The 18,628-nt window shown below is 69.6% G+C and carries 20 protein-coding genes and 1 pseudogene; 14 read left to right on the forward strand and 7 right to left on the reverse strand.

Translation table 11 applies throughout. The features are described from left to right. Nucleotides 1-7: 7 nt before the first annotated feature. The 3 genes and pseudogenes from FOF45_RS18225 to sufT all read right to left on the reverse strand — a co-directional run bounded on the left by FOF45_RS18225 (nucleotide 8) and on the right by sufT (nucleotide 3,146). Entirely contained in the window at nucleotides 8-280 is a 273-nt protein-coding gene (locus FOF45_RS18225) for a proprotein convertase P-domain-containing protein (protein ID WP_233264191.1), read from the reverse strand. A gap of 87 nt (nucleotides 281-367) precedes the next feature. After that, nucleotides 368-2,101: pseudogene (locus FOF45_RS02285) on the reverse strand (S8 family peptidase); the annotation flags it as partial. A 487-nt stretch (nucleotides 2,102-2,588) separates the two neighbouring features. After that, nucleotides 2,589-3,146: a putative Fe-S cluster assembly protein SufT gene (gene sufT / locus FOF45_RS02290; protein WP_158982409.1), complete on the reverse strand. Its 558-nt coding sequence runs from the start codon at nucleotides 3,144-3,146 to the stop codon at nucleotides 2,589-2,591. A gap of 106 nt (nucleotides 3,147-3,252) precedes the next feature. Between sufT and FOF45_RS02295 the strand changes: the two genes are divergently transcribed. After that, nucleotides 3,253-3,666, forward strand: a complete 414-nt coding sequence (locus FOF45_RS02295) for a hypothetical protein (RefSeq protein ID WP_158982410.1) — start codon at nucleotides 3,253-3,255, stop codon at nucleotides 3,664-3,666. Between the two features lie 3 nt (nucleotides 3,667-3,669). Here FOF45_RS02295 and pdxR read toward each other — a convergent pair whose 3' ends face one another. After that, complete coding sequence (gene pdxR, locus FOF45_RS02300; protein WP_158982411.1) at nucleotides 3,670-5,121, reverse strand: MocR-like pyridoxine biosynthesis transcription factor PdxR; 1,452 nt, start codon at nucleotides 5,119-5,121, stop codon at nucleotides 3,670-3,672. Nucleotides 5,122-5,233: 112 nt separating this feature from the next. Between pdxR and FOF45_RS02305 the strand changes: the two genes are divergently transcribed. The 4 genes from FOF45_RS02305 (at nucleotide 5,234) to FOF45_RS02320 (ending at nucleotide 7,848) form a co-directional block, all read left to right on the forward strand. Then, nucleotides 5,234-5,734 (forward strand): hypothetical protein, encoded by a 501-nt coding sequence (locus FOF45_RS02305; protein WP_158982412.1) that lies wholly within the window; start codon nucleotides 5,234-5,236, stop codon nucleotides 5,732-5,734. Nucleotides 5,735-5,929: 195 nt separating this feature from the next. Beyond that, entirely contained in the window at nucleotides 5,930-6,772 is an 843-nt protein-coding gene (locus FOF45_RS02310) for a helix-turn-helix transcriptional regulator (protein WP_158982413.1), read from the forward strand. Further along, nucleotides 6,760-7,275, forward strand: a complete 516-nt coding sequence (locus FOF45_RS02315; RefSeq protein WP_158982414.1) for a hypothetical protein — start codon at nucleotides 6,760-6,762, stop codon at nucleotides 7,273-7,275. Before FOF45_RS02310 ends, FOF45_RS02315 begins: the two co-directional genes overlap by 13 nt. A gap of 99 nt (nucleotides 7,276-7,374) precedes the next feature. Next, nucleotides 7,375-7,848 carry a hypothetical protein gene (locus tag FOF45_RS02320; protein ID WP_158982415.1) on the forward strand — a complete coding sequence of 158 codons (474 nt, stop codon included), beginning with the start codon at nucleotides 7,375-7,377 and terminating at the stop codon, nucleotides 7,846-7,848. Nucleotides 7,849-7,905: 57 nt separating this feature from the next. On the opposite strand, the gene FOF45_RS02325 is transcribed toward FOF45_RS02320, so the two are convergent. Beyond that, nucleotides 7,906-9,297: an NAD(P)(+) transhydrogenase (Re/Si-specific) subunit beta gene (locus FOF45_RS02325; RefSeq protein ID WP_158982416.1), complete on the reverse strand. Its 1,392-nt coding sequence runs from the start codon at nucleotides 9,295-9,297 to the stop codon at nucleotides 7,906-7,908. After that, on the reverse strand, nucleotides 9,294-9,593 hold the full coding sequence (locus tag FOF45_RS02330) for an NAD(P) transhydrogenase subunit alpha part 2 (protein WP_158982417.1): 300 nt from the start codon (nucleotides 9,591-9,593) through the stop codon (nucleotides 9,294-9,296). The genes FOF45_RS02325 and FOF45_RS02330 overlap by 4 nt, the downstream gene beginning before the upstream one ends. 137 nt (nucleotides 9,594-9,730) lie before the next feature. On the opposite strand from FOF45_RS02330, the gene FOF45_RS02335 reads away from it, so the two are divergent. The 5 genes from FOF45_RS02335 to FOF45_RS02355 all read left to right on the forward strand — a co-directional run bounded on the left by FOF45_RS02335 (nucleotide 9,731) and on the right by FOF45_RS02355 (nucleotide 12,756). Continuing rightward, complete coding sequence (locus FOF45_RS02335) at nucleotides 9,731-10,078, forward strand: hypothetical protein (RefSeq protein ID WP_199244418.1); 348 nt, start codon at nucleotides 9,731-9,733, stop codon at nucleotides 10,076-10,078. Between the two features lie 116 nt (nucleotides 10,079-10,194). Beyond that, nucleotides 10,195-10,710 carry an RNA polymerase sigma factor gene (locus FOF45_RS02340; protein WP_233264192.1) on the forward strand — a complete coding sequence of 172 codons (516 nt, stop codon included), beginning with the start codon at nucleotides 10,195-10,197 and terminating at the stop codon, nucleotides 10,708-10,710. A gap of 17 nt (nucleotides 10,711-10,727) precedes the next feature. Further along, on the forward strand, nucleotides 10,728-11,114 hold the full coding sequence (locus FOF45_RS02345) for a hypothetical protein (protein ID WP_233264030.1): 387 nt from the start codon (nucleotides 10,728-10,730) through the stop codon (nucleotides 11,112-11,114). Nucleotide 11,115: 1 nt separating this feature from the next. Then, on the forward strand, nucleotides 11,116-11,559 hold the full coding sequence (locus tag FOF45_RS02350; RefSeq protein WP_158982419.1) for a DUF3106 domain-containing protein: 444 nt from the start codon (nucleotides 11,116-11,118) through the stop codon (nucleotides 11,557-11,559). Between the two features lie 72 nt (nucleotides 11,560-11,631). Further along, nucleotides 11,632-12,756, forward strand: a complete 1,125-nt coding sequence (locus FOF45_RS02355) for an NAD(P) transhydrogenase subunit alpha (RefSeq protein WP_158982420.1) — start codon at nucleotides 11,632-11,634, stop codon at nucleotides 12,754-12,756. A gap of 350 nt (nucleotides 12,757-13,106) precedes the next feature. On the opposite strand, the gene FOF45_RS02360 is transcribed toward FOF45_RS02355, so the two are convergent. Continuing rightward, nucleotides 13,107-15,386 (reverse strand): DUF1631 family protein, encoded by a 2,280-nt coding sequence (locus FOF45_RS02360; protein WP_158982421.1) that lies wholly within the window; start codon nucleotides 15,384-15,386, stop codon nucleotides 13,107-13,109. A 112-nt stretch (nucleotides 15,387-15,498) separates the two neighbouring features. On the opposite strand from FOF45_RS02360, the gene FOF45_RS02365 reads away from it, so the two are divergent. From FOF45_RS02365 to galE, 4 genes are read left to right on the forward strand one after another with little or no spacing between them, the layout of a single operon-like run. Further along, entirely contained in the window at nucleotides 15,499-16,101 is a 603-nt protein-coding gene (locus tag FOF45_RS02365) for a nitroreductase family protein (RefSeq protein ID WP_158982422.1), read from the forward strand. After that, nucleotides 16,098-17,045 (forward strand): 5'-3' exonuclease, encoded by a 948-nt coding sequence (locus FOF45_RS02370; protein WP_158982423.1) that lies wholly within the window; start codon nucleotides 16,098-16,100, stop codon nucleotides 17,043-17,045. Before FOF45_RS02365 ends, FOF45_RS02370 begins: the two co-directional genes overlap by 4 nt. A 32-nt stretch (nucleotides 17,046-17,077) precedes the next feature. Continuing rightward, nucleotides 17,078-17,632: an NUDIX hydrolase gene (locus tag FOF45_RS02375; protein WP_158982424.1), complete on the forward strand. Its 555-nt coding sequence runs from the start codon at nucleotides 17,078-17,080 to the stop codon at nucleotides 17,630-17,632. Next, complete coding sequence (gene galE, locus FOF45_RS02380; RefSeq protein ID WP_158982425.1) at nucleotides 17,629-18,603, forward strand: UDP-glucose 4-epimerase GalE; 975 nt, start codon at nucleotides 17,629-17,631, stop codon at nucleotides 18,601-18,603. Before FOF45_RS02375 ends, galE begins: the two co-directional genes overlap by 4 nt. The last annotated feature ends 25 nt before the right edge of the window (nucleotides 18,604-18,628 follow it).

Genomic DNA, 18,628 nt, shown 5'->3' on the forward strand with positions numbered 1-18,628 from the left:
TGCTGGATCAGAACGTGACGCTCCAGCTGTTGATGTAGCCGGTGTCGCCGGCCGCGTTGTCGTTGACGCGCAGCTTCCACGTGCCGTTGAGCGGTTCGCTCGACAGGTTCAGCGTGACCGTCTTGTTGACGTTGTCCGCGCTGCCGCCGGTGCGGTTGTGGATGTTGTAGAGGCTGCCGTCCGGCGCGACGAGATCCACCTTCAGGTCGCCCTGGTAGGTGTGCACGATCGCGACCGTCACCGATGCGTTGGTCGGTGCGTTGCCGCTGCGGCCGGACACCGTGATCGGGCTCTCGACCGTGGTGTTGTCGCCGATCGTGACGTCGGTGCCGTTGCTGTACGTCTGCGTGCCGCCACCACCGGTGCTGTAGCTGCCGGTCAGCGACAGGCCCGAGTACGCCGAGTAGCCGCGCACCAGCACGAAGTACTTTCCGGTCTGGGCGGTGGCGATGTTGCAGGTCTCGGCGTTGGTGCTGGTCTCGGACTTGCAGTCGTAGCTGGTCGTGGTCGGCGCGCTGCCGAACTTCACGTACAGGTCCGCGTCGCCGCTGCCGCCGCTGGTGATGAACTTCAGGTTGGTCGCACCGGCCGGCACGTCGAGCGAATACAGCTTGTCGCTGCCCGCCGCGCCACTGACGCCGGTCACCGCCACGCCGTTGGTGAGCGGGGTCGCGGTCGGCGGCGGCGTGGTGCCGTTGGCGGCGTCGACCACGGCCTTGGCGTTGAGGATGCCCGGGCCGATCGGCTGCGACGGCGTGGACGGGAACGCGGTGACGTTGGCCTTGATGATCGACTCCACTTCGGCCGGCGTCTTCGGCGTCGTCGCCACCGCCTGCAGCAGCGCGACCACGCCGGCCACGTGCGGCGTCGCCATCGAGGTGCCGTTGTAGGACGCGTAGGTTTCCGCACCCGGTGTGGTGGCGCCGGAGTTCAGCGTGGACAGGATGTTCGAGCCCGGCGCGGCGATGTCGATCAGCGTGCCGTAGTTGGAGAAGCTCGAACGTGCGCCGGTGCTGGTGATCGAAGCCACCGCGATCACGTTGTTGCAGTTCGCCGGCGAGGCGTTGGAGACGTTGGTGTTGTCGTTGCCGGCGGCGATGACCAGCGTGGTGCCGCGGCCGACCGCACCGTTGATCGCACTCTGCGTGGTCGTACCGCACGCGCCGCTGCCGCCGAGGCTGAGGTTGATGACTTCGGCCGGGTTGGCATTGGCCGGCACGCCGCTGACGGTGCCGCCGGACGCCCAGATGATCGCGTCGGCGATGTCGGAGTCGTAACCGCCGCAGGTGCCGAGCACGCGCACGGGCACGATCTTCGCGCCGTACGCCACGCCCGCCACGCCCTTGGCGTTGTTGGTCACGGCCGCGATCGTGCCGGCCACGTGCGTGCCGTGCCAGCTCGAGTTCTGCGCCGCATGCGTGCCGCCGCACTGGTTGGCGGTGACCCAGTCGCCCGGATCGCTCGGGTCGCTGTCGCGGCCGTTGCCGTCGTTGGACACGGTGGTGTCGATGATGAAGTCGTAACCCGGCAGCACGTTCGCGCTGAGGTCGCTGTGGCTGGTGATGCCGGTGTCGAGCACGGCGACGACGGCGCCGGCGCCGTTGGTCACGTCCCAGGCCTGGTTGGCCTTGATGCCGTAGGTACCCGAATAGCCCCACTGCTCGCTGTAGCGCGTGTCGTTGGGGGTGAGCAACGGCTTGTTGAGCTTGTCGACCTCGACGTATTCGACGTTCGGGTCGGCGGCGATCTGGCGCATCAGCGTCTCGGCTTCGACGCGGTCGAGCTTTCGGTCCGCGCGAACCACGTCGGCACCGGTGGCGACACGACGCACGTGCTTCAGGCCCAGCGCCTTGCCGCGACCCATGCTGGCCGACGCGGCGCTGCTCAATGCGCTCTGCAGCGTGGCGGCGTTGGCGCGTTCGGCGCTGCCGTCCTTGTACTTGACGATGAAACGGTCGTTGCGGGCTTCGGCATCGAGGCCGGAAAGATTGATGCGGGCCTGCTGTGCGACGGCCGGTGCGGCGAAGGCGGACGACAGGGCGATTGCGGTGGCAACGGAAAGCGCATGCGCGCGGATGCGGCGCTGACGACGATCGGACATCTGTGGAACCCCCGAAGGATGGTGCGTGATGGGATGACCCCACCTACCGGTACACGCGGCACCGTGCGGCGGGGTCCTGTGTCGGTCGCCGCGTCGAGGCGGTCGACCGTGTCGCAAGTGGACAACTCCGGCGCCGCAGCAGCTGCGACAACCCGGCCATCACGCACGGGACGGTCTTCGGAGGGACGAAAGCCCCTGGGTCCGGGACCGGCGGGTACGCGGTGCCGGGCCTTGCGCCCCCGACCGGCCCGGCACCGGTACGGGGCGGGCGCACCGATCCCTGGCGCACCCAAGCAGCTCAACGCGGGGACCGCGCTCCCCCCTACCGCTCGGCGAACCGCCAGATGACGCAAAGTGTCACAGCGCGATGCTGATCACTGTTCAGGTTCTTCGACGCCCTGTTCAGGCGTGGCGCGTCCGTTCTGCCCCCCAAAACGCAGAACGCCCCGCGTGGGCGGGGCGTTCCGGAATTCGATGCGGGTGCGGCTCAGAACATGCCGGTCTCGAGGCGGGCCGCCTCGGACATCATGGTGCGGTTCCACGGCGGGTCGAACACCAGTTCGACGTCGGCCTCGACCACGGTCGGGATCATCTCCAGCTTGTCGCGCACGTCCGCGACCAGGATGTCGCCCATGCCGCAGGCCGGCGCGGTCAGGGTCATGCGCACTTCGACGCGACGCTGCCCCGCCTGTTCCGGATGCGGTTCGATCCTCGCCTCATAGACCAGGCCCAGGTCGACCACGTTGATCGGGATTTCCGGGTCGAAACAGGTGCGCAGCTGGCGCCACACCAGTTGTTCGACCGCTTCGTCGTCGGCGCCGGCCGCCAGTTCCAGCGGTTCCGGCGCTTCCTTGCCGATGGCGTCGGCGTCGCGGCCGGCGACACGGAACAGGTTGCCTTCGACGAACACGGTGTAGCTGCCGCCGAGGCCCTGGGTGATATAGCCCACGCTGCCAGCAGGCAGGGTCACCTGCTCGCCCTGGGGCACCATGACGACGGCGCAATCGCGCTCGAAACGGACGGGTTCGCTGCTACGGGAATACATGCCGGGAAGATTGGGGTGCCAACGGCTGGCACAAGGCTTGCCATTCTACCGGCTGCGCCCGGGCACAGCGGCTATGCTGTGCGGCCTGACGACCTCCGAGCGTTCGATGAGTCCACCCGCCCCGGCCCGCACGACCTGGTTCTCGTGGCTGCTGTTGCTGCTCGGAGCCGCCGGCTTCACCGCGGTGTGGGTGCTGGCCAGCCTCTACACCGGTCGCCAGCTGGGCTGGATGGCGCTGCTGGGCGCGCTCGACATCGCCCTGATGCTGCGCCTGGGCGGCTGGCGTCCCGGCAACGGACGCATGCTGGCGGCGATGATCGCCACCGCCGCCGTGGTCGTCGTCGCGAACTGGGGCATCACCGCGACGCAGCTGGGCGTGATGCTCGGCCTGGGTCCGGTGGATTCCGCGCTGCGCCTGGGCTGGCACCACGCGTGGATCCTGATCCAGCTCGCCAACAGCGCGATGGACGCGGCATGGATCGCGCTCGGCCTGCTGCTGTCGGCCTGGCTGTCGCGCTGAGGTTCAGCGCGCGGTTTCGTCGTCGAACTCGTCCAGGCAGGTCGCGAACAGTGCGACCGCCTCGTTGATCTCCGCCACCGACAGGGCGCAGTAGCCCAGCAGCAAACCCGCGCGATCCGGCGGCGCGAGGTAGTACGGGTGGATCGGATACAGCCCGAGCCCGAGGCTGCGAGCACGCGCGATGAACGCCTCACCCTGCGCGGCGGTGCGATCCTTCAGCCACACCACCAGGTGCATGCCGGCGCGCGAATCGTTGATCTGCAAACGCCCGCGACTGCAACGCTGCAGGCCGCCGAGCAGCGCGGCGCGGCGTTCCTTCAACGTCTTCCACGTGCGGCGCAGATGGCGCTCGAAACCGCCGTCGGCGATGAAGCGCGCCAGCGCAGCCTGCTCGATGCCGTTGGAACCGAAATCGTCCTGCCACTTGGCGTTGACGAAATCGCCGCGCAGTCCCGCCGGCACCACCAGATAGCCCAGCCGCAGCGACGGGAACATCGCCTTGGAGAAGGTGCCGACGTAGATCACGCGATCGCCTTCGTCGAGCGAGCGCAGCGCCGCGAGCGGGCGCGCGTCGTAGCGGAATTCGCCGTCGTAGTCGTCTTCGAGGATCCAGCTGCCGTTGCGTCGTGCGTAGTCGAGCAGCTGCAGTCGACGCGGCAACGACAGCACGGCACCACTGGGGAACTGGTGCGACGGTGTCACGCACACCAGCTTCGGCGCGGGCTGCGGCAACGCGTCGCAACGCAGTCCGTGCGCGTCGACCGGCAGCGTGCGCACGTTCGCACCGTGGATCTGCAGGGTTTCGCGCATCGCGGAGTAGTGGGGCTCTTCGAGCACCACGTCGTCGCCGACATCGAGCAGCACGCGCGCGGTCAGCGCCACCGCCTGCTGCGTGCCGTGGACGATAACCACATCCTGCGGCTGCGCCTGCACGCCGCGCCGGCGCGAGAGGTAATCGCATACCGCTTCGCGCAGCGCGGGCAGGCCCTGCGAGGCCGGATAGTTCGGCGAGGTGTACGCGGCGGCGTGGGCGAGTTCGCGCGCCCACGCACTGGTCAGCGCGGGATTGGTCAAAGGCACGCCGTACTGGAAGCCGTAGCGCACGCCGGGAATGTCGCGACCGGGAATGCGCAGGTGATCGTGGATGCGGCGCGCGCGCTGGGCGAACTGCGATTGCGGCGGCAGCGGCGCATCGACCGGATGCAGCGGCCGCGGCGACTGCAGCGGCGGCGTGACGTAGCTACCCGAGCCGACGCGGCCATCGACGAATCCCTCCGCCCTCAGCTGTTCGTACGCGGCCAGCACGGTGTTGCGCGACACGCCGAGATCGCGCGCGAGCTGACGCGTGGCCGGCAAGCGCGCGCCCTGGCTGACTCGGCCGGCGAAGACCGCGCCCTTCAGCGCCCGGGTCAGCTGTGCGTGCAGGGGGCCGCGACCGTCGAGCTGCAGATGCATGGCGATCTCCCGGGTGGACGATTGGCCCCATTCAAGCGCCCCGAATTGGCCCTTGCCAGTGCCAATTGTTCACGGCTCCATAGGGCCAATCCCTCGCAGGAGCGCGCCCCCCATGAAAGCGACCGTCCGCACGGCCCTCTCCCTGCCCCGCGAGCGCCCCGCGACCTGGGTCTGGCTGCTCCTCGGCGGCCTCGCGGTGGGCAGCCTCGACCTGGTCTTCGCCATCGCCTGGTGGGCACCGTCGGGCACTGCGCCGATCCGCATCCCGCAGTCGATCGCATCGTGGGTGATCGGCCGCGACGCGGCCTTCGCCGGTGGCATGACCACCGCACTGTTCGGCGCCCTGCTCCACTACTACGTGATGACCGCGATCGTCGCGATCTACCACGTCGCCGCGCGCGACAACCCGGTGCTGCGCCGGCGTCCGCTGTTGATGGGCGCGCTGTACGGCGCGCTGTGGTTCACCGTCATCCACGTGATCGCGGTGCCGATGTTCTCCGCCGCGCCGCCGCGCCGCTTCCTGCTCGACTGGAACCTCGCCTGCCTGCTCGTGCACATGGTCGCGGTCGGCATTCCCGCCGCGCTGATGGCGCGCCGCTGGTACGGACGCTGACACCCGCGCCTCGTCGCGCACGACATCGAACGAACGGTTCTTCGCCTGCGTCGCCATCGCGCGGCGCAGGCGGCGTGCGTCCGCGTGCATGACTGCATCGCGATTGGCTCTGCCCATGCGGCTCGAATTGGTTCTCCAAGTGACACCACCACGCGACTAGCGTGAGTACCAATCGATCCGAATCGCCGGAATGCCATGTCCCTGCATTTCCTCGTCATGAACGATGCGAGCGCGCCACCGGAGATCCCGTGGCCGGCCGCGCATTGGCACCTGGTCCGCGGCAGCGGCGCGCACGTGTTGCCACTGCCGGCCGACTGGCCGTCGCTGTGGCTGGTGCTCGACGGTAACGTCACGCTGCATGCGCAGGACGCGCAGTGGTCGCTGCGCGCGGGTGAGGCGCAGCTGTGGCGTGCCGGTGCGCTGCGTGCGCGCACGTCCGCCGATGCACAGTGGTGGTGCCTGGCTGGACCGCTGCCGGAATGGAATCGTCGTTTCGCATCGACGCCGGACGAAGAACCGTTGCCGTGGCATCGCGATGCCGACGATGCGTTGCCGCGCGCACTCGAATGCCTCGCCGCCGACGAAACCGGCGCGGAAGATGCGCTCGTCGCGCTTCTCGCGAACGCGCAGCGCGATGTCGCCGCGCACCTGCCGCGCTGCCGCGGGCGCACGCTGCGCCATCGCCGGCAGACGCTGCTGCGCCTGCTGTACCTGCACCACCTGATGCGCTGTCACGTCGAGGCCGACGACGACACGACCATCGACGTCGCCTGGCTCGCCGAGCGCGCCCATTACTCGCCGGGCCACCTGATCCGCCTGCATCGCGACGTGTTCGGCGAAACGCCGGGCGAGCACGTCTCGCGACTGCGCGACGAACGTGCGTGGCAACTCGTGCGCGGCACCGATCTTCCGGTGGTCGCGATCACCCACAAGCTCGGCTTCGAAAGCCAGAGCGCCTTCTGCCGTGCCTTCAAGCACGCTTTCGGCATGACCGCGACGCAGGCGCGTCGCCTGGAGGATTCACCATGCGCGGCCTGACTTCGAGCGCTTTCCGCTGGGCAGTGGCGGGCGGCGTGCTCGCCGGCGCGCTCGACATGCTCTACGCCACGGGCTTCTGGGCGCTGCGCGACGTGCCGGCGCAACGCATTTTCCAGAGTGTGGCCGCCGGTCTGCTCGGACGCGCCGCATTTGCGGGTGGCGCGACGAGCGCGGTGCTCGGACTCGCGTTGCATTTCCTGATCGCCATCGCGATGGCGCTGGCCTATGCCTGGGTCGCGCGCGAGCTGCCAGCGCTGCGCAAACATCCGTGGCGCTACGGCGCGCTGTACGGCCTGGTGCTGTACGTCGTGATGAGTTTCATCGTCGTGCCGCTCTCGGCATCGCCGCGCGGCGGATCGATGCCGACCTCGTGGATCGTGTGCAGCGTGATCGCGCACGTCGTGCTGGTCGGCTGGCCATGCGCCTGGTTCGCACGACGCGGCTGGAACGGCGGCTGGAACGGCACGCCGCCGATAGCGCCGCTCGCACGCGCGACGTCGTAGCGACGTCGCTCTCTCTCGCACGACTGCGGAGGCCTTTCGCGGGGCCGGTGCGCGCACGCGTCCCGCATGCATGGAGCGCGCAACCACATGGAGAACGCCATGAACGCTGTGAAGTCCCTGATGTTCCCGCTGGCGATCCTGTCCGTCCTTGCCGCCGCCCCGGCGGTGGCCGGCCAGTGCAAGAAGATCCACGCCGACCTGGACGAGGTTTCGTCCACGACCGGCTGCAATGCGGGCCTGTCCTCGTGTTTCCTCGGCGTGGTCGACGGAAACCACGGCCTGCGCGGCACCTCGCACTTCGCCGCCGACAGCGCGGTGTCGACCAGCCCGGCGACGTCGCCGAACTTCATCATCTACAGCGGCCCGTTCGAGTACCGCACCGCACGCGGCACGATCACCGCGCGCGAGACCGGCGTGACCACGCGCGGCCCGGAAGGCGTGGTCACGGCCTATCAGGAAATCGTGTCCGCCACCGGCGTGTTCGCCGGATCGACCGGACACTTCTTCGTCAGTGGACACAAGACGGGCGGCACCGTGGAGACGTTCGTCAACGGCGAGATCTGCCGGCCCTGAGCCGGACGCGATCGCCATTCCCCACCCCTCTCCCGTTCGCGGGAGAGGGCTATTTTTTCAGTGGCCGCCGCCGTCGAGCGCCTTGAGTTCGCTGACCAGCGCGCTCGCCATCTCAGCACCGTCGCCGTAGAGCATGCGCGTGTTGTCCTGATAGAACAGCGCGTTCTCGATGCCGGCGAAACCGGTGCCCTTGCCGCGCTTGATGACGATGGTGTTCCTCGAGTTGGACACATCGAGGATCGGCATACCGTAGATCGGCGACGCCGGATCGGTCTTCGCCACGGGATTCACCACGTCGTTGGCGCCGATCACCAGCGACACGTCGGTGTTGGGGAATTCCGGGTTGATGTCGTCCATGTCGGCGATCAAGTCGTACGGCACGCCGGCTTCGGCGAGCAGCACGTTCATGTGTCCCGGCATGCGGCCGGCGACCGGATGGATCGCGAACTTCACCTTCACGCCGCGCTCGATCAGCTTCTGCGTGAGCTCCCAGATCTTGTGCTGCGCCTGCGCCACGGCCATGCCGTAACCGGGCACGATCACCACGCGCTCGGCGTAGGCCATCATCGCGGCGACGTCGCCCGCTTCGATCGGCTTCTGCGAACCGCTGATTTCCTGCGCCTGTCCACCGCCGCCGAAGTTGGAGAACAGCACGTTGCGGATCGGCCGGTTCATCGCCTTGGCCATCAGCTGGGTCAGCAGCGTACCGGCCGCACCGACCATCGTGCCGGCGATGATCAGCGCCTCGTTGCCCAGCACGTAGCCTTCGAAGGCCACCGCCAGACCGGTGAGCGCGTTGTACAGCGAGATCACCACCGGCATGTCGGCGCCGCCGATGGGCAGCGTCATCAGCACGCCCAGCGCGAGCGCCAGCACGAAGAAGGCGATGATCGCCGGCACCGAGAGCGTGTGCACGACGATGCCGCCGAGCACCACCATCGCCACGAACACGGCGAGGTTGAACAGCTGCTGGCCCGGGAACACCACGCGCTTGTCGAGGCGTCCGTCGAGCTTGGCCCAGGCGATGATCGAACCCGACAGCGACACCGCGCCGATGGCCGCGCCGACGACGGCGAGCACGAGCGAAGTGATGGAAGGCGCCGTACCTTCGCCGGAGAAACGCAGCAGTTCCACCGCGCCGATGGCCGCGGCCGAGCCGCCGCCCATGCCGTTGTACAGCGCGACCATCTGCGGCATGTCGGTGATGGCGACCTTCTTGCCGGAGATCCACGCCGCCGCGGTGCCGATGACCAGCGCGGTCACGATCAGCGGCAGGTTGTGCAGTCCGGGCAGCAGGAACGTCGCCGCGGTGGCGATCACCATGCCCAGTCCGGCCCAGCGGATACCGCTGCGCGCGGTCACCGGCGAGGCCATGCGCTGCAGGCCGAGCAGGAACAACGTGGCGGCGACGAAGTAGCTGGCCGAGGCGATCCAGACCAGCGCACTCATGCGCCGCCCCCCGGCTTGCGGCTGCTCTTGAACATCTCGAGCATGCGTTCGGTGACCACGTAGCCGCCGGCGGCGTTGCCCGCGCCCAGCAGCACGGCGACGAAGCCGATGATCTTTTCCAGAGTCGTGTCGGCGTGGCCGAGGACGACCATCGCGCCGATCAGGACGATGCCGTGGATGAAGTTGGAGCCCGACATCAGCGGCGTGTGCAGGATCACCGGCACGCGCGAGATGATCACGTGGCCGGCGATCGCCGCCAGCATGAAGATGTACAGCGCCACGATCCCGTCGCCCATCATCCATCCCCATCGAATTGTCTTCCGCATCATAACCGCCGATGAACGCGGCGCCAGCGCTGTCAACCGCTCCGGCGCGCGGGCGTTGTCCCTCCTGACGCGGCCCACTCCGGGCCGGCCCCTGAGGAGAGACCTGGATGAAGCTCGCAACGCGCCGGCTGCTGACGGTTGCACTCGCACTGGGATTGACCGGCATGGCCGCGGCGGCCACGGCCGGGGACTTCGGCGACCGGGTCGACCGCCGGATGGACCACAAGGGCGAACGCGTCGACGCGCGCCTGGACCACAAGGGCAACCGCATCGACCATCGCCTGGACCTGCGCGCGAATCGCCAGGCCGCGCTGGGCCATGTTCGCAACGCCGTGCGCCTGGACCGCAAGGGCGACCGCATCGACCACCGGCTGGACCGTCGCGGCGACCTCGCGCAGGCGCGCTGGGACCGTCGCGGTGATCGCTTCGACCGCCGCTGGGATCGCTGGTACTGAGCCTTGAGGCCCAACGCCGTATGCTCCGACGCGTGAACCGCGCGACCGACGACGACCTGCCGACCGCATCGGCGGCCGAGGCCCATGCGAGCGTCGCCTCCGAGGAGGCGGCGCCCGTGCGGCTGCCGGCGTCGCTGGAGGAATTCCTCGCCGGCATCGGCACGCGCGCGTTCCGCTTCGCCGAACTCGGCCTGCGCCATCGCGACGATGCGCTCGATGCGGTGCAGGACGCGATGATGAAGATGCTGGCGTACCGCGACCGGCCCGCGCAGGAATGGACGCCGCTGTTCTGGAGCATCCTGCGCAGCCGCGTCGTCGACGTGCAGCGGCGGCGCTCGTTCCGCCTGCGCTGGCTGATGCCGGCGTCGGAGCGCGACGACACCGCGCTGGACTGGGCCGACGATGCGCCCGATCCCGCCCGCGCCCACGACGGGCGCGAGGCCTACGGCAAGCTGGCCGATGCGCTGGCGACACTGCCGCGCCGGCAACGCGAGGCCTTCAGCCTGCGCGTGCTGGAAGAACTCGACGTCGCCACGACCGCGCGGGCGATGGGTTGCAGCGAAGGCGCGGTGAAGACCCATCTGTCGCGTGCGCGCGAAGCGCTGCAGCGGCAACTGGAGGATTGGCGATGAACCCCGGCAACGACCCCATGAACGACTCCCGCTCCAACGATGCCCGCTTCGACCAGGCGATGCGCGACCTGCACGCGCAGTCGCTGTCGCAGGTGTCCTCCGCCACCCGCGCCCGCCTGCGCGTGGCGCGCCATGCCGCGGCCACGCCGGTCGGCGCGCGCGACGCGCGTCCCGGTCCGCGCTGGATGCTGGCCAGCGGTATCGCCGCGGTCTGCGCGCTGGTGATCGGCCTGCAGCTGCGACCGGACGTCGCATCGCCGACCACGCCGTCCGCGCCCACGATCGCCGCAGCGCCGACGATCGCCTACGACACCGACACCGCACTCGCGGTGCTCGACGAGAACCCCGACCTGTACCTGTGGCTGGCCTCGAACGACGACGCCGTGCCGAGCCTGGAGCACTGACATGCGCCGCACCGCCTCTGCCTTCCTCTTCGTCGCGATGCTGGCCGCCGCGCCGGCCTTCGCGGCCGATCCGGCCCTGCCGGCCTGGGACCAGCTGACGCCGGCGCAGCGCGAATCGCTGATCGCACCGGTCCGCGACCGCTGGAACACACAGCCCGACGAGCGCCAGCGCATGCTCGACCGCGCCCAGCGCTGGCAGCAGATGACGCCCGAGCAGCGCCAGCGCGCGCGCCACGGCATGCAGCGCTGGGAGCACATGAACCCCGAGCAGCGCGAGCAGATGCGCGCGCTCTACGGAAAGATGCGCACGCTCGACGAGAACCAGCGTCGCGAGCTCAAGGCGCAGTGGCGCGCGATGACGCCCGAGCAACGTCGCGCCTGGGTGCAGGCCAATCCGGCACCGCCGGAGCCGCGCCCGGCCCCGCCCCCGCCGCCGCGCGACTGATCCGCGATCCTCCGTCGCACCGGTCGCACGGCATCCGCTAGGATGCGGGACAACCGGTTCGGGGAGCGGAGCATGGCAGGCATCACGATTGGCGTGGCTGGCGAAACCGCAGACGGCGAGCGCCGTGTCGCGCTGACACCGGAAACCTGCAAGAAACTCGTCGCCCGTGGCGCACGCGTGCGCGTGCAGCGCGGCGCGGGTCGCAAGGCGGCCTTCACCGACGAAGCCTATGCCGACGCCGGCGCGGAACTCGTCGCCGATGCCGCTGCCGCATTGAACGATGCCGACCTGGTGCTGTGCGTGCAGCCGCCGACGGCGCAGGCGCTGCAGCAACTGCGCGAAGGCACGGCCGTGGTCGGCCTGCTCGCTCCGCAGGCCGATGCCGCGCGCGGCGATGCGATCAACGCACGCAAGCTGCTGGCGTTCCCGCTCGAGCGCCTGCCACGCACTACGCGCGCGCAGGCGATGGACGTGCTCAGTTCGCAGGCCGGCATGGCCGGCTACAAGGCGGTGCTGATCGCCGCGCAGCTCGCACCGCGCTTCTTCCCGATGCTGACCACCGCCGCCGGCACGATCCGTCCGTCGAAGGTGTTGATCGTCGGCGCCGGCGTCGCCGGTCTGCAGGCCATCGCCACCGCCAAGCGCCTGGGCGCGCAGGTCGAAGGCTTCGACGTGCGTCCGGAAACCCGCGAGCAGATCGAATCGCTCGGCGGTCGTTTCCTTGATCTGGGCGTCAGCGCAGCGGGCGAAGGCGGCTATGCGCGCGCGCTCACCGATGAGGAACGCGCCGAACAGCAGCGCCGCCTCGCCGACCACCTCAAGGGCGTCGACGTGATCGTCTGCACCGCCGCCGTGCCGGGCCGTCCCGCACCGAAGATCATCACCACGACGATGGTCGAAGGCATGAAGCCGGGCAGCGTGATCGTCGACCTCGCCGCCGAGACCGGCGGCAACTGCGAACTCACCCGCCGCGGCGAATCCGTCGACCACAACGGCGTCGTCGTCGACGGCCCGCTCAACCTCGCCAGTGCCGGCGCGGTGCACGCCAGCGAGATGTACGCGCGCAACCTCTTCAACTTCGCCAGCCTGTTCGTCACCGACGAAGCCGCGAAGGAAGGCCGCCTCGCGTTCGACTGGAACGACGAGCTGCTGGCCAAGACGGTGTGGCCGGAGCGCGCGACCGCGCCGGCGGCGTGACGGGCGCCGCGCGGGAGTCCCCACGGGATTCGATCGGCGCCTGAAGCGCCGGCCGTGACGCTTTTTCCGCCACCCCTCGACGCGAAAAGCGCCGCCTCTGGCGCTTTTTTCGCCAACGACGGCACGCGAAGCGGCAGCGCCGGCGCGCAAAGCGTCGGCATCGGCGCTTTTTGCTGACGAGAGCAATCAGGAAAGCGGCGACGGTGACGCTTTTTTCGCCAGCGTCGGCGCATCAAGGGCCGTGCATGTCGCACGAAGTGTCGCCAGAAACGCAAAAAGCCGCTCGGGAGCGGCTTTTACGGGCACGCGCGGCACCGAAAGTGCCGCGCGGGATCAGGCGGACGCCGGCGTCAGCGCGTGCCGGTCGCGCGGTCCAGATGGCGACGCACCTGGCGCATGGCTTCGTCGAACGCGGTGCGCTCGGCGCCGATCGACAGGCGGTTGCTGCCGGCCAGTGCGGCCAGTTCTTCGACCGACGCCACCAGCACGCGCAGGCCGCGACGGTTCACCAGCAGGTAGCGCGAGGTGAGCGGGCTGACCCACGCGACCTTGGCCGCGGTGGTCTCGCCTTCGGCGTTGGTCAGGCGGACCCAGTCGCCGACGTCCAGTTCGCGCATGCGTTCGGCCAGCAGCGCGTCGTGGCGGATGGTGTCGGTCCCACCGGCCAGCCACAGGCGACGCTCGCCTTCGCCCGCGTCGTCTTCCGGCACGGCGATCGGCGGGACCGGACGCACGCGGCGCGAGGTATCGGGATCGATCAGCGCGCGCACCAGACCGGCCATGCCGTGCTGCGCGGCGCTGTCGTCCAGGCCGGAGCTGGCAAGGCATTCGATGATCGCCGGCTGCAGCGCGAGCAACTGGTCGGCGAGTTCGCGACCGCGATTCTGCTGGGCCAGTCGATCCGCCATCAGCAGCGCGTCGCCGAGTGCGATGGCTTCGGCATGGCGACGCGGATCGGCGTTGTCGCGCAACAGCGTCTGCACCACGTGGTGGCGCCACGGCATGGCGAGGAACTCGGCCACGGCCTGGGTCAGCGAGGAATCGCCGAGGCGTTCGTGCAGCGCGGTTTCCGCCTGCGAACGCGCGGCGCCGAGACGCTCGCGACCATAGGTGGCCTTGGCGGCGCGCTGCTCCTGCAGTTCGAAGCGGCGGCGCTGCTGCGCCAGCAGGGCGTCGAGCTCGGCGTGGGCCAGCTCGAACACCGCGAGGTCTTCGTTGTAATCGGCGACGATGCGCTGCGAGATCTCGGTGGCGCGGTCGAGCAGCTCGCGATCCTGCGGGGTCTCGCCGTCGTTGCCTTCGCAGGCTTCGGTGATGGCGTCGAGCAGGCGGCGCGCCGGGTGTTCGCGCTTGACGAACACTGCGTTGTCGGTGAGCGCGACCTTCACGTACGGCAGCACCAGGCGCGCGTACAGGCGGCGCGCGCGATCCTGCAGCGCGTTGTGGCGGAACAGCGAGTCGAACAGCAGCGCGACCAGGTCGATCGCGTCTTCTTCTTCCGGACTGAAGCAGGCCTGGTCGGGGTTGAGGCCGAGGCGGCGCGCGCCGTCCTGCAGGTGGTCGCGGATGGTCTCGCCGAGGCGGCCGGATACGGCCAGCGCACGCGCGAACGCGTCCGGCGGCTCGGCCTGCAGCAGCGAGGCCACGCTGAGGATTTCGTCGACGCGCAGTTCGCGACGCTGCATCACCGCGCGGTCGGCGCCGGACATGCCGCCGGACGCCGGCGAGGCATCCGAACGCGGCACGGTCTCGCGCCAGGCGTGCAACTGGGTGCGCAGCTGGGCCAGCTCGCTGGCCATCGCCGCGATTTCCTGCTGCGACATCGGCGTGGACAGGGTGCGGCCGAAGTTGCCGGCACCGGCGGCGGACGCCGGGCCCGGCGACGGTGCGCCGAAGCCCTCGAAGCCGCCGAAGCCCTGCGGAGACGGCATCCCGTCGCCGAAGCCGCGGCGGATGTCTTCCTGCGGCGGGCGCGGCTGCGGCGGAGCGACCGCGCCACCGTAACCGGACGTCGCCAGCAGGGTGTTGATGCGGGCGTACAGCTCGCCCAGCACGCGGATCAGCTCCGTTTCGTAGTGACGGAACAGGCGTCCGCGCAGGGAGTCGCTGACCTGCGCGTCGAGCAGCGTCTGCGCGAACGCAGCAACCAGACGCTCCGGGCCGATCGGGTTGGCCCCCATTGGCACGCGCATGGCCTCGCACAGGTTCTGCAGACGGCCCTGCAACGTATCGAGCGGCCGCGCGAAGCGCGCGACCAGCGATTCGTTCAGCCGGCCGCTGGCCAGCTCGTATTCCAGCTGCTGTTCATCGACCAGGCGCAGCGTGACTTCGCCGCCGCTGCGGATGCGCAGGGCGCGGAAGTCGTCGAACGCCTGCGCGACCTGCTGGCGGAAGCGCATGACGTGCGCGGCCTGGTGCTGGCGCAGCACCCACAGCGCGGCCTGCTCTTCGTAATGGTTGGTCTTGCCGTCCCCTTTGAGGACAGCGAGCTTGAGGGCATCTTCGACAGGCCCGTAGAGCGTGCCCGGCAGGCCGCCGAGCGCCTCCAGAGACTGGCGCTTGATTTCCTCGAGCACGCGCAACGGATCGGTACGCGTGGCTTGAGCGACGCCGTGCGGATAGCCGGACACTGCGAATTCCCCAGGTTACGTGGACCGAAACTGCCGTGCCCCGGCAGTTCCCCTGCGCATAGTGGCAAGATACGACACCGTCTTGCAGGCCCACTTTGAACAATTGTGACTGATGTCGCTAAACACTTCTGACCCCCGGCAAATCGACCAGGCCTTGGCCCCCCTGGACGCCCGCCGTTCGGTCCCGCCCAAGCAGCTGGGCGAGCCCGGCCCCGACCACCCCACCCTCCTGCGTCTGCTGGAATCGGCGGTGCGCGTGCCCGACCACGGCAAGCGCGTTCCGTTCCGCTTCCTCAGTTTCCGCGGCGACGCCCGCCATGCCTTCGGCGAACGCCTGGCCGCCCGCAGCCGCGAGCGCGACCCGGAGGCCAGCGAGGCGGTGATCGAAAAGGACCGGACGCGATTCTCGCATGCCCCGCTGGTCGTTGCGGTCATCGGCCGGTTCGGGCCGGACGAGAAGATCCCCGAGTCCGAGCGCTTCTCGACCGCCTCCTGCGTCTGCTTCGCCCTGCTCCAGGCCGCCCAGGCGCTGGGTTACGGGGCGATCTGGCTGACCGGCTGGCTGGCCTACGACCCGGAAGTGGCGCGCTGGCTCGGCCTGGCCGACGACGAGCGCGTGGTCGGGTACATCCATATCGGCACGCCGAAGCTGGACGCCCCGGAGCGCGAGCGCCCGGACCCGCGCGAGCTGCTGACGCAGTGGCCGCCCGCATGAACCTGCCGATCACGCCGGCCGGCCACACCGGCGGCACCCTGTTCCTGGTCGACGCCAGCCTGTACGTGTTCCGGGCCTGGCACTCCATGCCCAACGAGTTCCACGACCACGAGGGCTGGCCGACCAACGCCGTGCACGGCTTCGCGCGCTTCCTCCTGGAGCTGCTCGACCGCGCCCGCCCGCAGCACATCGCCATCGCCTTCGACGAGGCGCTGGACTCGTGCTTCCGCAACACGCTCTACCCCGCCTACAAGGCCAACCGTGAACCGGCGCCGGAAGAGCTCAAGCGCCAGTTCGAACACTGCCGCACGCTGTGCTCGGCACTCGGCCTGGCGGTGCTCGCGCACGGCGAGTACGAGGCCGACGACCTGATCGGCAGCGCCGCGAGCGTCCAACGCGCCCACGGCTACCGCTCGGTGATCGTCTCCGCCGACAAGGACCTGTCGCAGCTGCTGGGCGAATTCGACGAACAGTGGGACTTCGCCAAGGGCCAGCGCTGGGGCGCGGCCGGCGTGCCGGAACGCCACGGCGTGCACGCGCACCAGATCGCCGATTACCTCGCGCTGACCGGCGATGCGGTGGACAACATCCCGGGCGTGCCGGGCATCGGCGCGAAGACCGCGGCGGCGCTGCTGACCCACTTCGGCACGCTCGACGCGCTGCTCGAACGCGTCGAGGAAGTGCCTTTCCTGCGCCTGCGCGGCGCGGCGTCGGCCGCGGCGAAGCTGCGCCAGCATCGCGAACAGGCATTGCTGTGCCGCCAGCTCACCACCATCGCGCTGGATGCGCCGCTCGGCGAGACCTCACCGCACTTCGTACGCGGACGCGCCGATGCGGCGCTCCTCGGCGCGTTGTGCGAGCGCCTGCGCTTCGGCCCGATGACGCGTCGCCGGCTGTACGAATCGGCGGGGCTGGACTTCGCCTCGTCATCGCATCCGTCGTAGCATCGAACACCATTCCCGTCATGCAGGCACCGATGAACGAACACGCCCAGGAACCGCTGGAAACGCTCTACGAAGGCCCCTGGCTGCGCATGCTTCGGCGCGGGCGCTGGGAGTACGTCGAGCGCACCCACGGCGACGGCATGGCGGTGATCGTCATCGCGGTGACGCCTGACGACAACGTATTGTTCGTCGAGCAGTACCGCATTCCGCTGGGCGCGCCGACCATCGAGATGCCGGCCGGCCTGGTCGGCGACGACCACGCCACCGACACGCTGGAAGCCGCTGCCGGACGTGAGCTGATCGAGGAAACCGGCTGGGAAGCCAAGCGCCTGGAAGTGCTGCTGGTCGGACCGACGTCCGCCGGCATGAGCAACGAGCGCATCGCATTCGTGCGCGCACGCGACCTGACCCGCGTCGGTGCCGGCGGCGGCGTGGACAACGAGAACATCACCGTCCACGAAGTCCCGCGCGCACAGGCGCCGGCGTGGCTGATGCAGAAGCAGCGCGAAGGCTACGAGCTCGACCTCAAGCTCTGGGCCGGCCTGTGGATGATCGAACACAACCCGGACGGATCGCCGGCCGCATGAGTCACGTCCTCGTCTGCGGAGGCGCCGGCTACGTCGGTTCGCACGCGGCCAGCGTGCTGGCCGGACACGGCCATCGCGTCACGGTGCTCGACAACCTCTCCACCGGACATCGCGATGCGGTGCGCTGGGGCCGCCTGGTCGAAGCCGACCTGCTCGTGCCCGAACAGCTGGACCGCGCGTTCGAGGAGCCGGTCGATGCGGTGATGCATTTCTGCGCGCTGTCGCTGGTCGGCGAATCCGTCGCCAATCCGTACGCGTACTACCGCAACAACGTCGCCGGCACGCTCAACCTGCTCGAGGCGATGAAGCGCCACGGCGTGGACCGGCTGGTGTTCTCGTCCACCGCGGCGGTGTTCGGCCAGCCGCAGTCGGCGCGCATCGACGAAGACCACCCGCAGGCACCGATCAATCCTTATGGCGCGAGCAAGGCGATGGTGGAGGAAATCCTTCGCCACGCCGCGCAGGCCTACGGTCTGCGTTCGGTCGCGCTGCGCTATTTCAATGCGGCCGGCGCGGCGGCGGATCGCGGCATCGGCGAATCGCATTCGCCGGAAACGCACCTCATCCCCAACGTGCTGCGCGCGGCACTCGGCACCGGGCCCGCGCTGAAGGTGTTCGGCACCGACTACTCCACCGTCGACGGCACATGCGTGCGCGATTACGTGCACGTACTCGACCTCGCCGACGCACACGTCCTCGCGCTCGGGCTGATGGACCGCGAAGCCGGCGCGCATGCGTTCAACCTCGGCAACGGCAACGGCTTCAGCGTGCTGGAAGTGATCGAGACCGCGCGACGCGTGACCGGTCGCGACATCGCGTTCGACGCCGCACCGCGACGCGCCGGCGATCCTGCAGTGCTGGTCGCGTCCAGCGATCGCGCGCGCGACGTGCTCGGCTGGTCGCCGCGCCACGCCGCACTCGACGAGATCATCGACAGCGCCTGGCGCTGGCACAGCGCGCCCGCCTACTGAGGCGCGCGATGCGCGTGCCGGCGCG

Origin of the sequence: Lysobacter panacisoli, assembly GCF_009765165.1 — a bacterium.
Lineage (GTDB): Bacteria > Pseudomonadota > Gammaproteobacteria > Xanthomonadales > Xanthomonadaceae > Lysobacter_J > Lysobacter_J panacisoli.

Bases quoted from the DNA above. Each gene is read 5' to 3' on its own strand.
- FOF45_RS02310 (WP_158982413.1), top strand. From the start codon at position 5,930: ATGTCCCTGCATTTCCTCGTCATGAACGATGCGAGCGCGCCACCGGAG.
- galE (WP_158982425.1), top strand. From the start codon at position 17,629: ATGAGTCACGTCCTCGTCTGCGGAGGCGCCGGCTACGTCGGTTCGCAC.
- FOF45_RS02365 (WP_158982422.1), top strand. From the start codon at position 15,499: ATGTCGCTAAACACTTCTGACCCCCGGCAAATCGACCAGGCCTTGGCC.
- FOF45_RS02345 (WP_233264030.1), top strand. From the start codon at position 10,728: ATGAACGACTCCCGCTCCAACGATGCCCGCTTCGACCAGGCGATGCGC.
- FOF45_RS02305 (WP_158982412.1), top strand. From the start codon at position 5,234: ATGAAAGCGACCGTCCGCACGGCCCTCTCCCTGCCCCGCGAGCGCCCC.
- FOF45_RS02370 (WP_158982423.1), top strand. From the start codon at position 16,098: ATGAACCTGCCGATCACGCCGGCCGGCCACACCGGCGGCACCCTGTTC.
- FOF45_RS02295 (WP_158982410.1), top strand. From the start codon at position 3,253: ATGAGTCCACCCGCCCCGGCCCGCACGACCTGGTTCTCGTGGCTGCTG.
- FOF45_RS02325 (WP_158982416.1), bottom strand. From the start codon at position 9,297: ATGAGTGCGCTGGTCTGGATCGCCTCGGCCAGCTACTTCGTCGCCGCC.
- pdxR (WP_158982411.1), bottom strand. From the start codon at position 5,121: ATGCATCTGCAGCTCGACGGTCGCGGCCCCCTGCACGCACAGCTGACC.
- FOF45_RS02375 (WP_158982424.1), top strand. From the start codon at position 17,078: ATGAACGAACACGCCCAGGAACCGCTGGAAACGCTCTACGAAGGCCCC.
- sufT (WP_158982409.1), bottom strand. From the start codon at position 3,146: ATGTATTCCCGTAGCAGCGAACCCGTCCGTTTCGAGCGCGATTGCGCC.
- FOF45_RS02315 (WP_158982414.1), top strand. From the start codon at position 6,760: ATGCGCGGCCTGACTTCGAGCGCTTTCCGCTGGGCAGTGGCGGGCGGC.
- FOF45_RS02335 (WP_199244418.1), top strand. From the start codon at position 9,731: ATGAAGCTCGCAACGCGCCGGCTGCTGACGGTTGCACTCGCACTGGGA.
- FOF45_RS02350 (WP_158982419.1), top strand. From the start codon at position 11,116: ATGCGCCGCACCGCCTCTGCCTTCCTCTTCGTCGCGATGCTGGCCGCC.
- FOF45_RS02330 (WP_158982417.1), bottom strand. From the start codon at position 9,593: ATGGGCGACGGGATCGTGGCGCTGTACATCTTCATGCTGGCGGCGATC.
- FOF45_RS02320 (WP_158982415.1), top strand. From the start codon at position 7,375: ATGAACGCTGTGAAGTCCCTGATGTTCCCGCTGGCGATCCTGTCCGTC.
- FOF45_RS02355 (WP_158982420.1), top strand. From the start codon at position 11,632: ATGGCAGGCATCACGATTGGCGTGGCTGGCGAAACCGCAGACGGCGAG.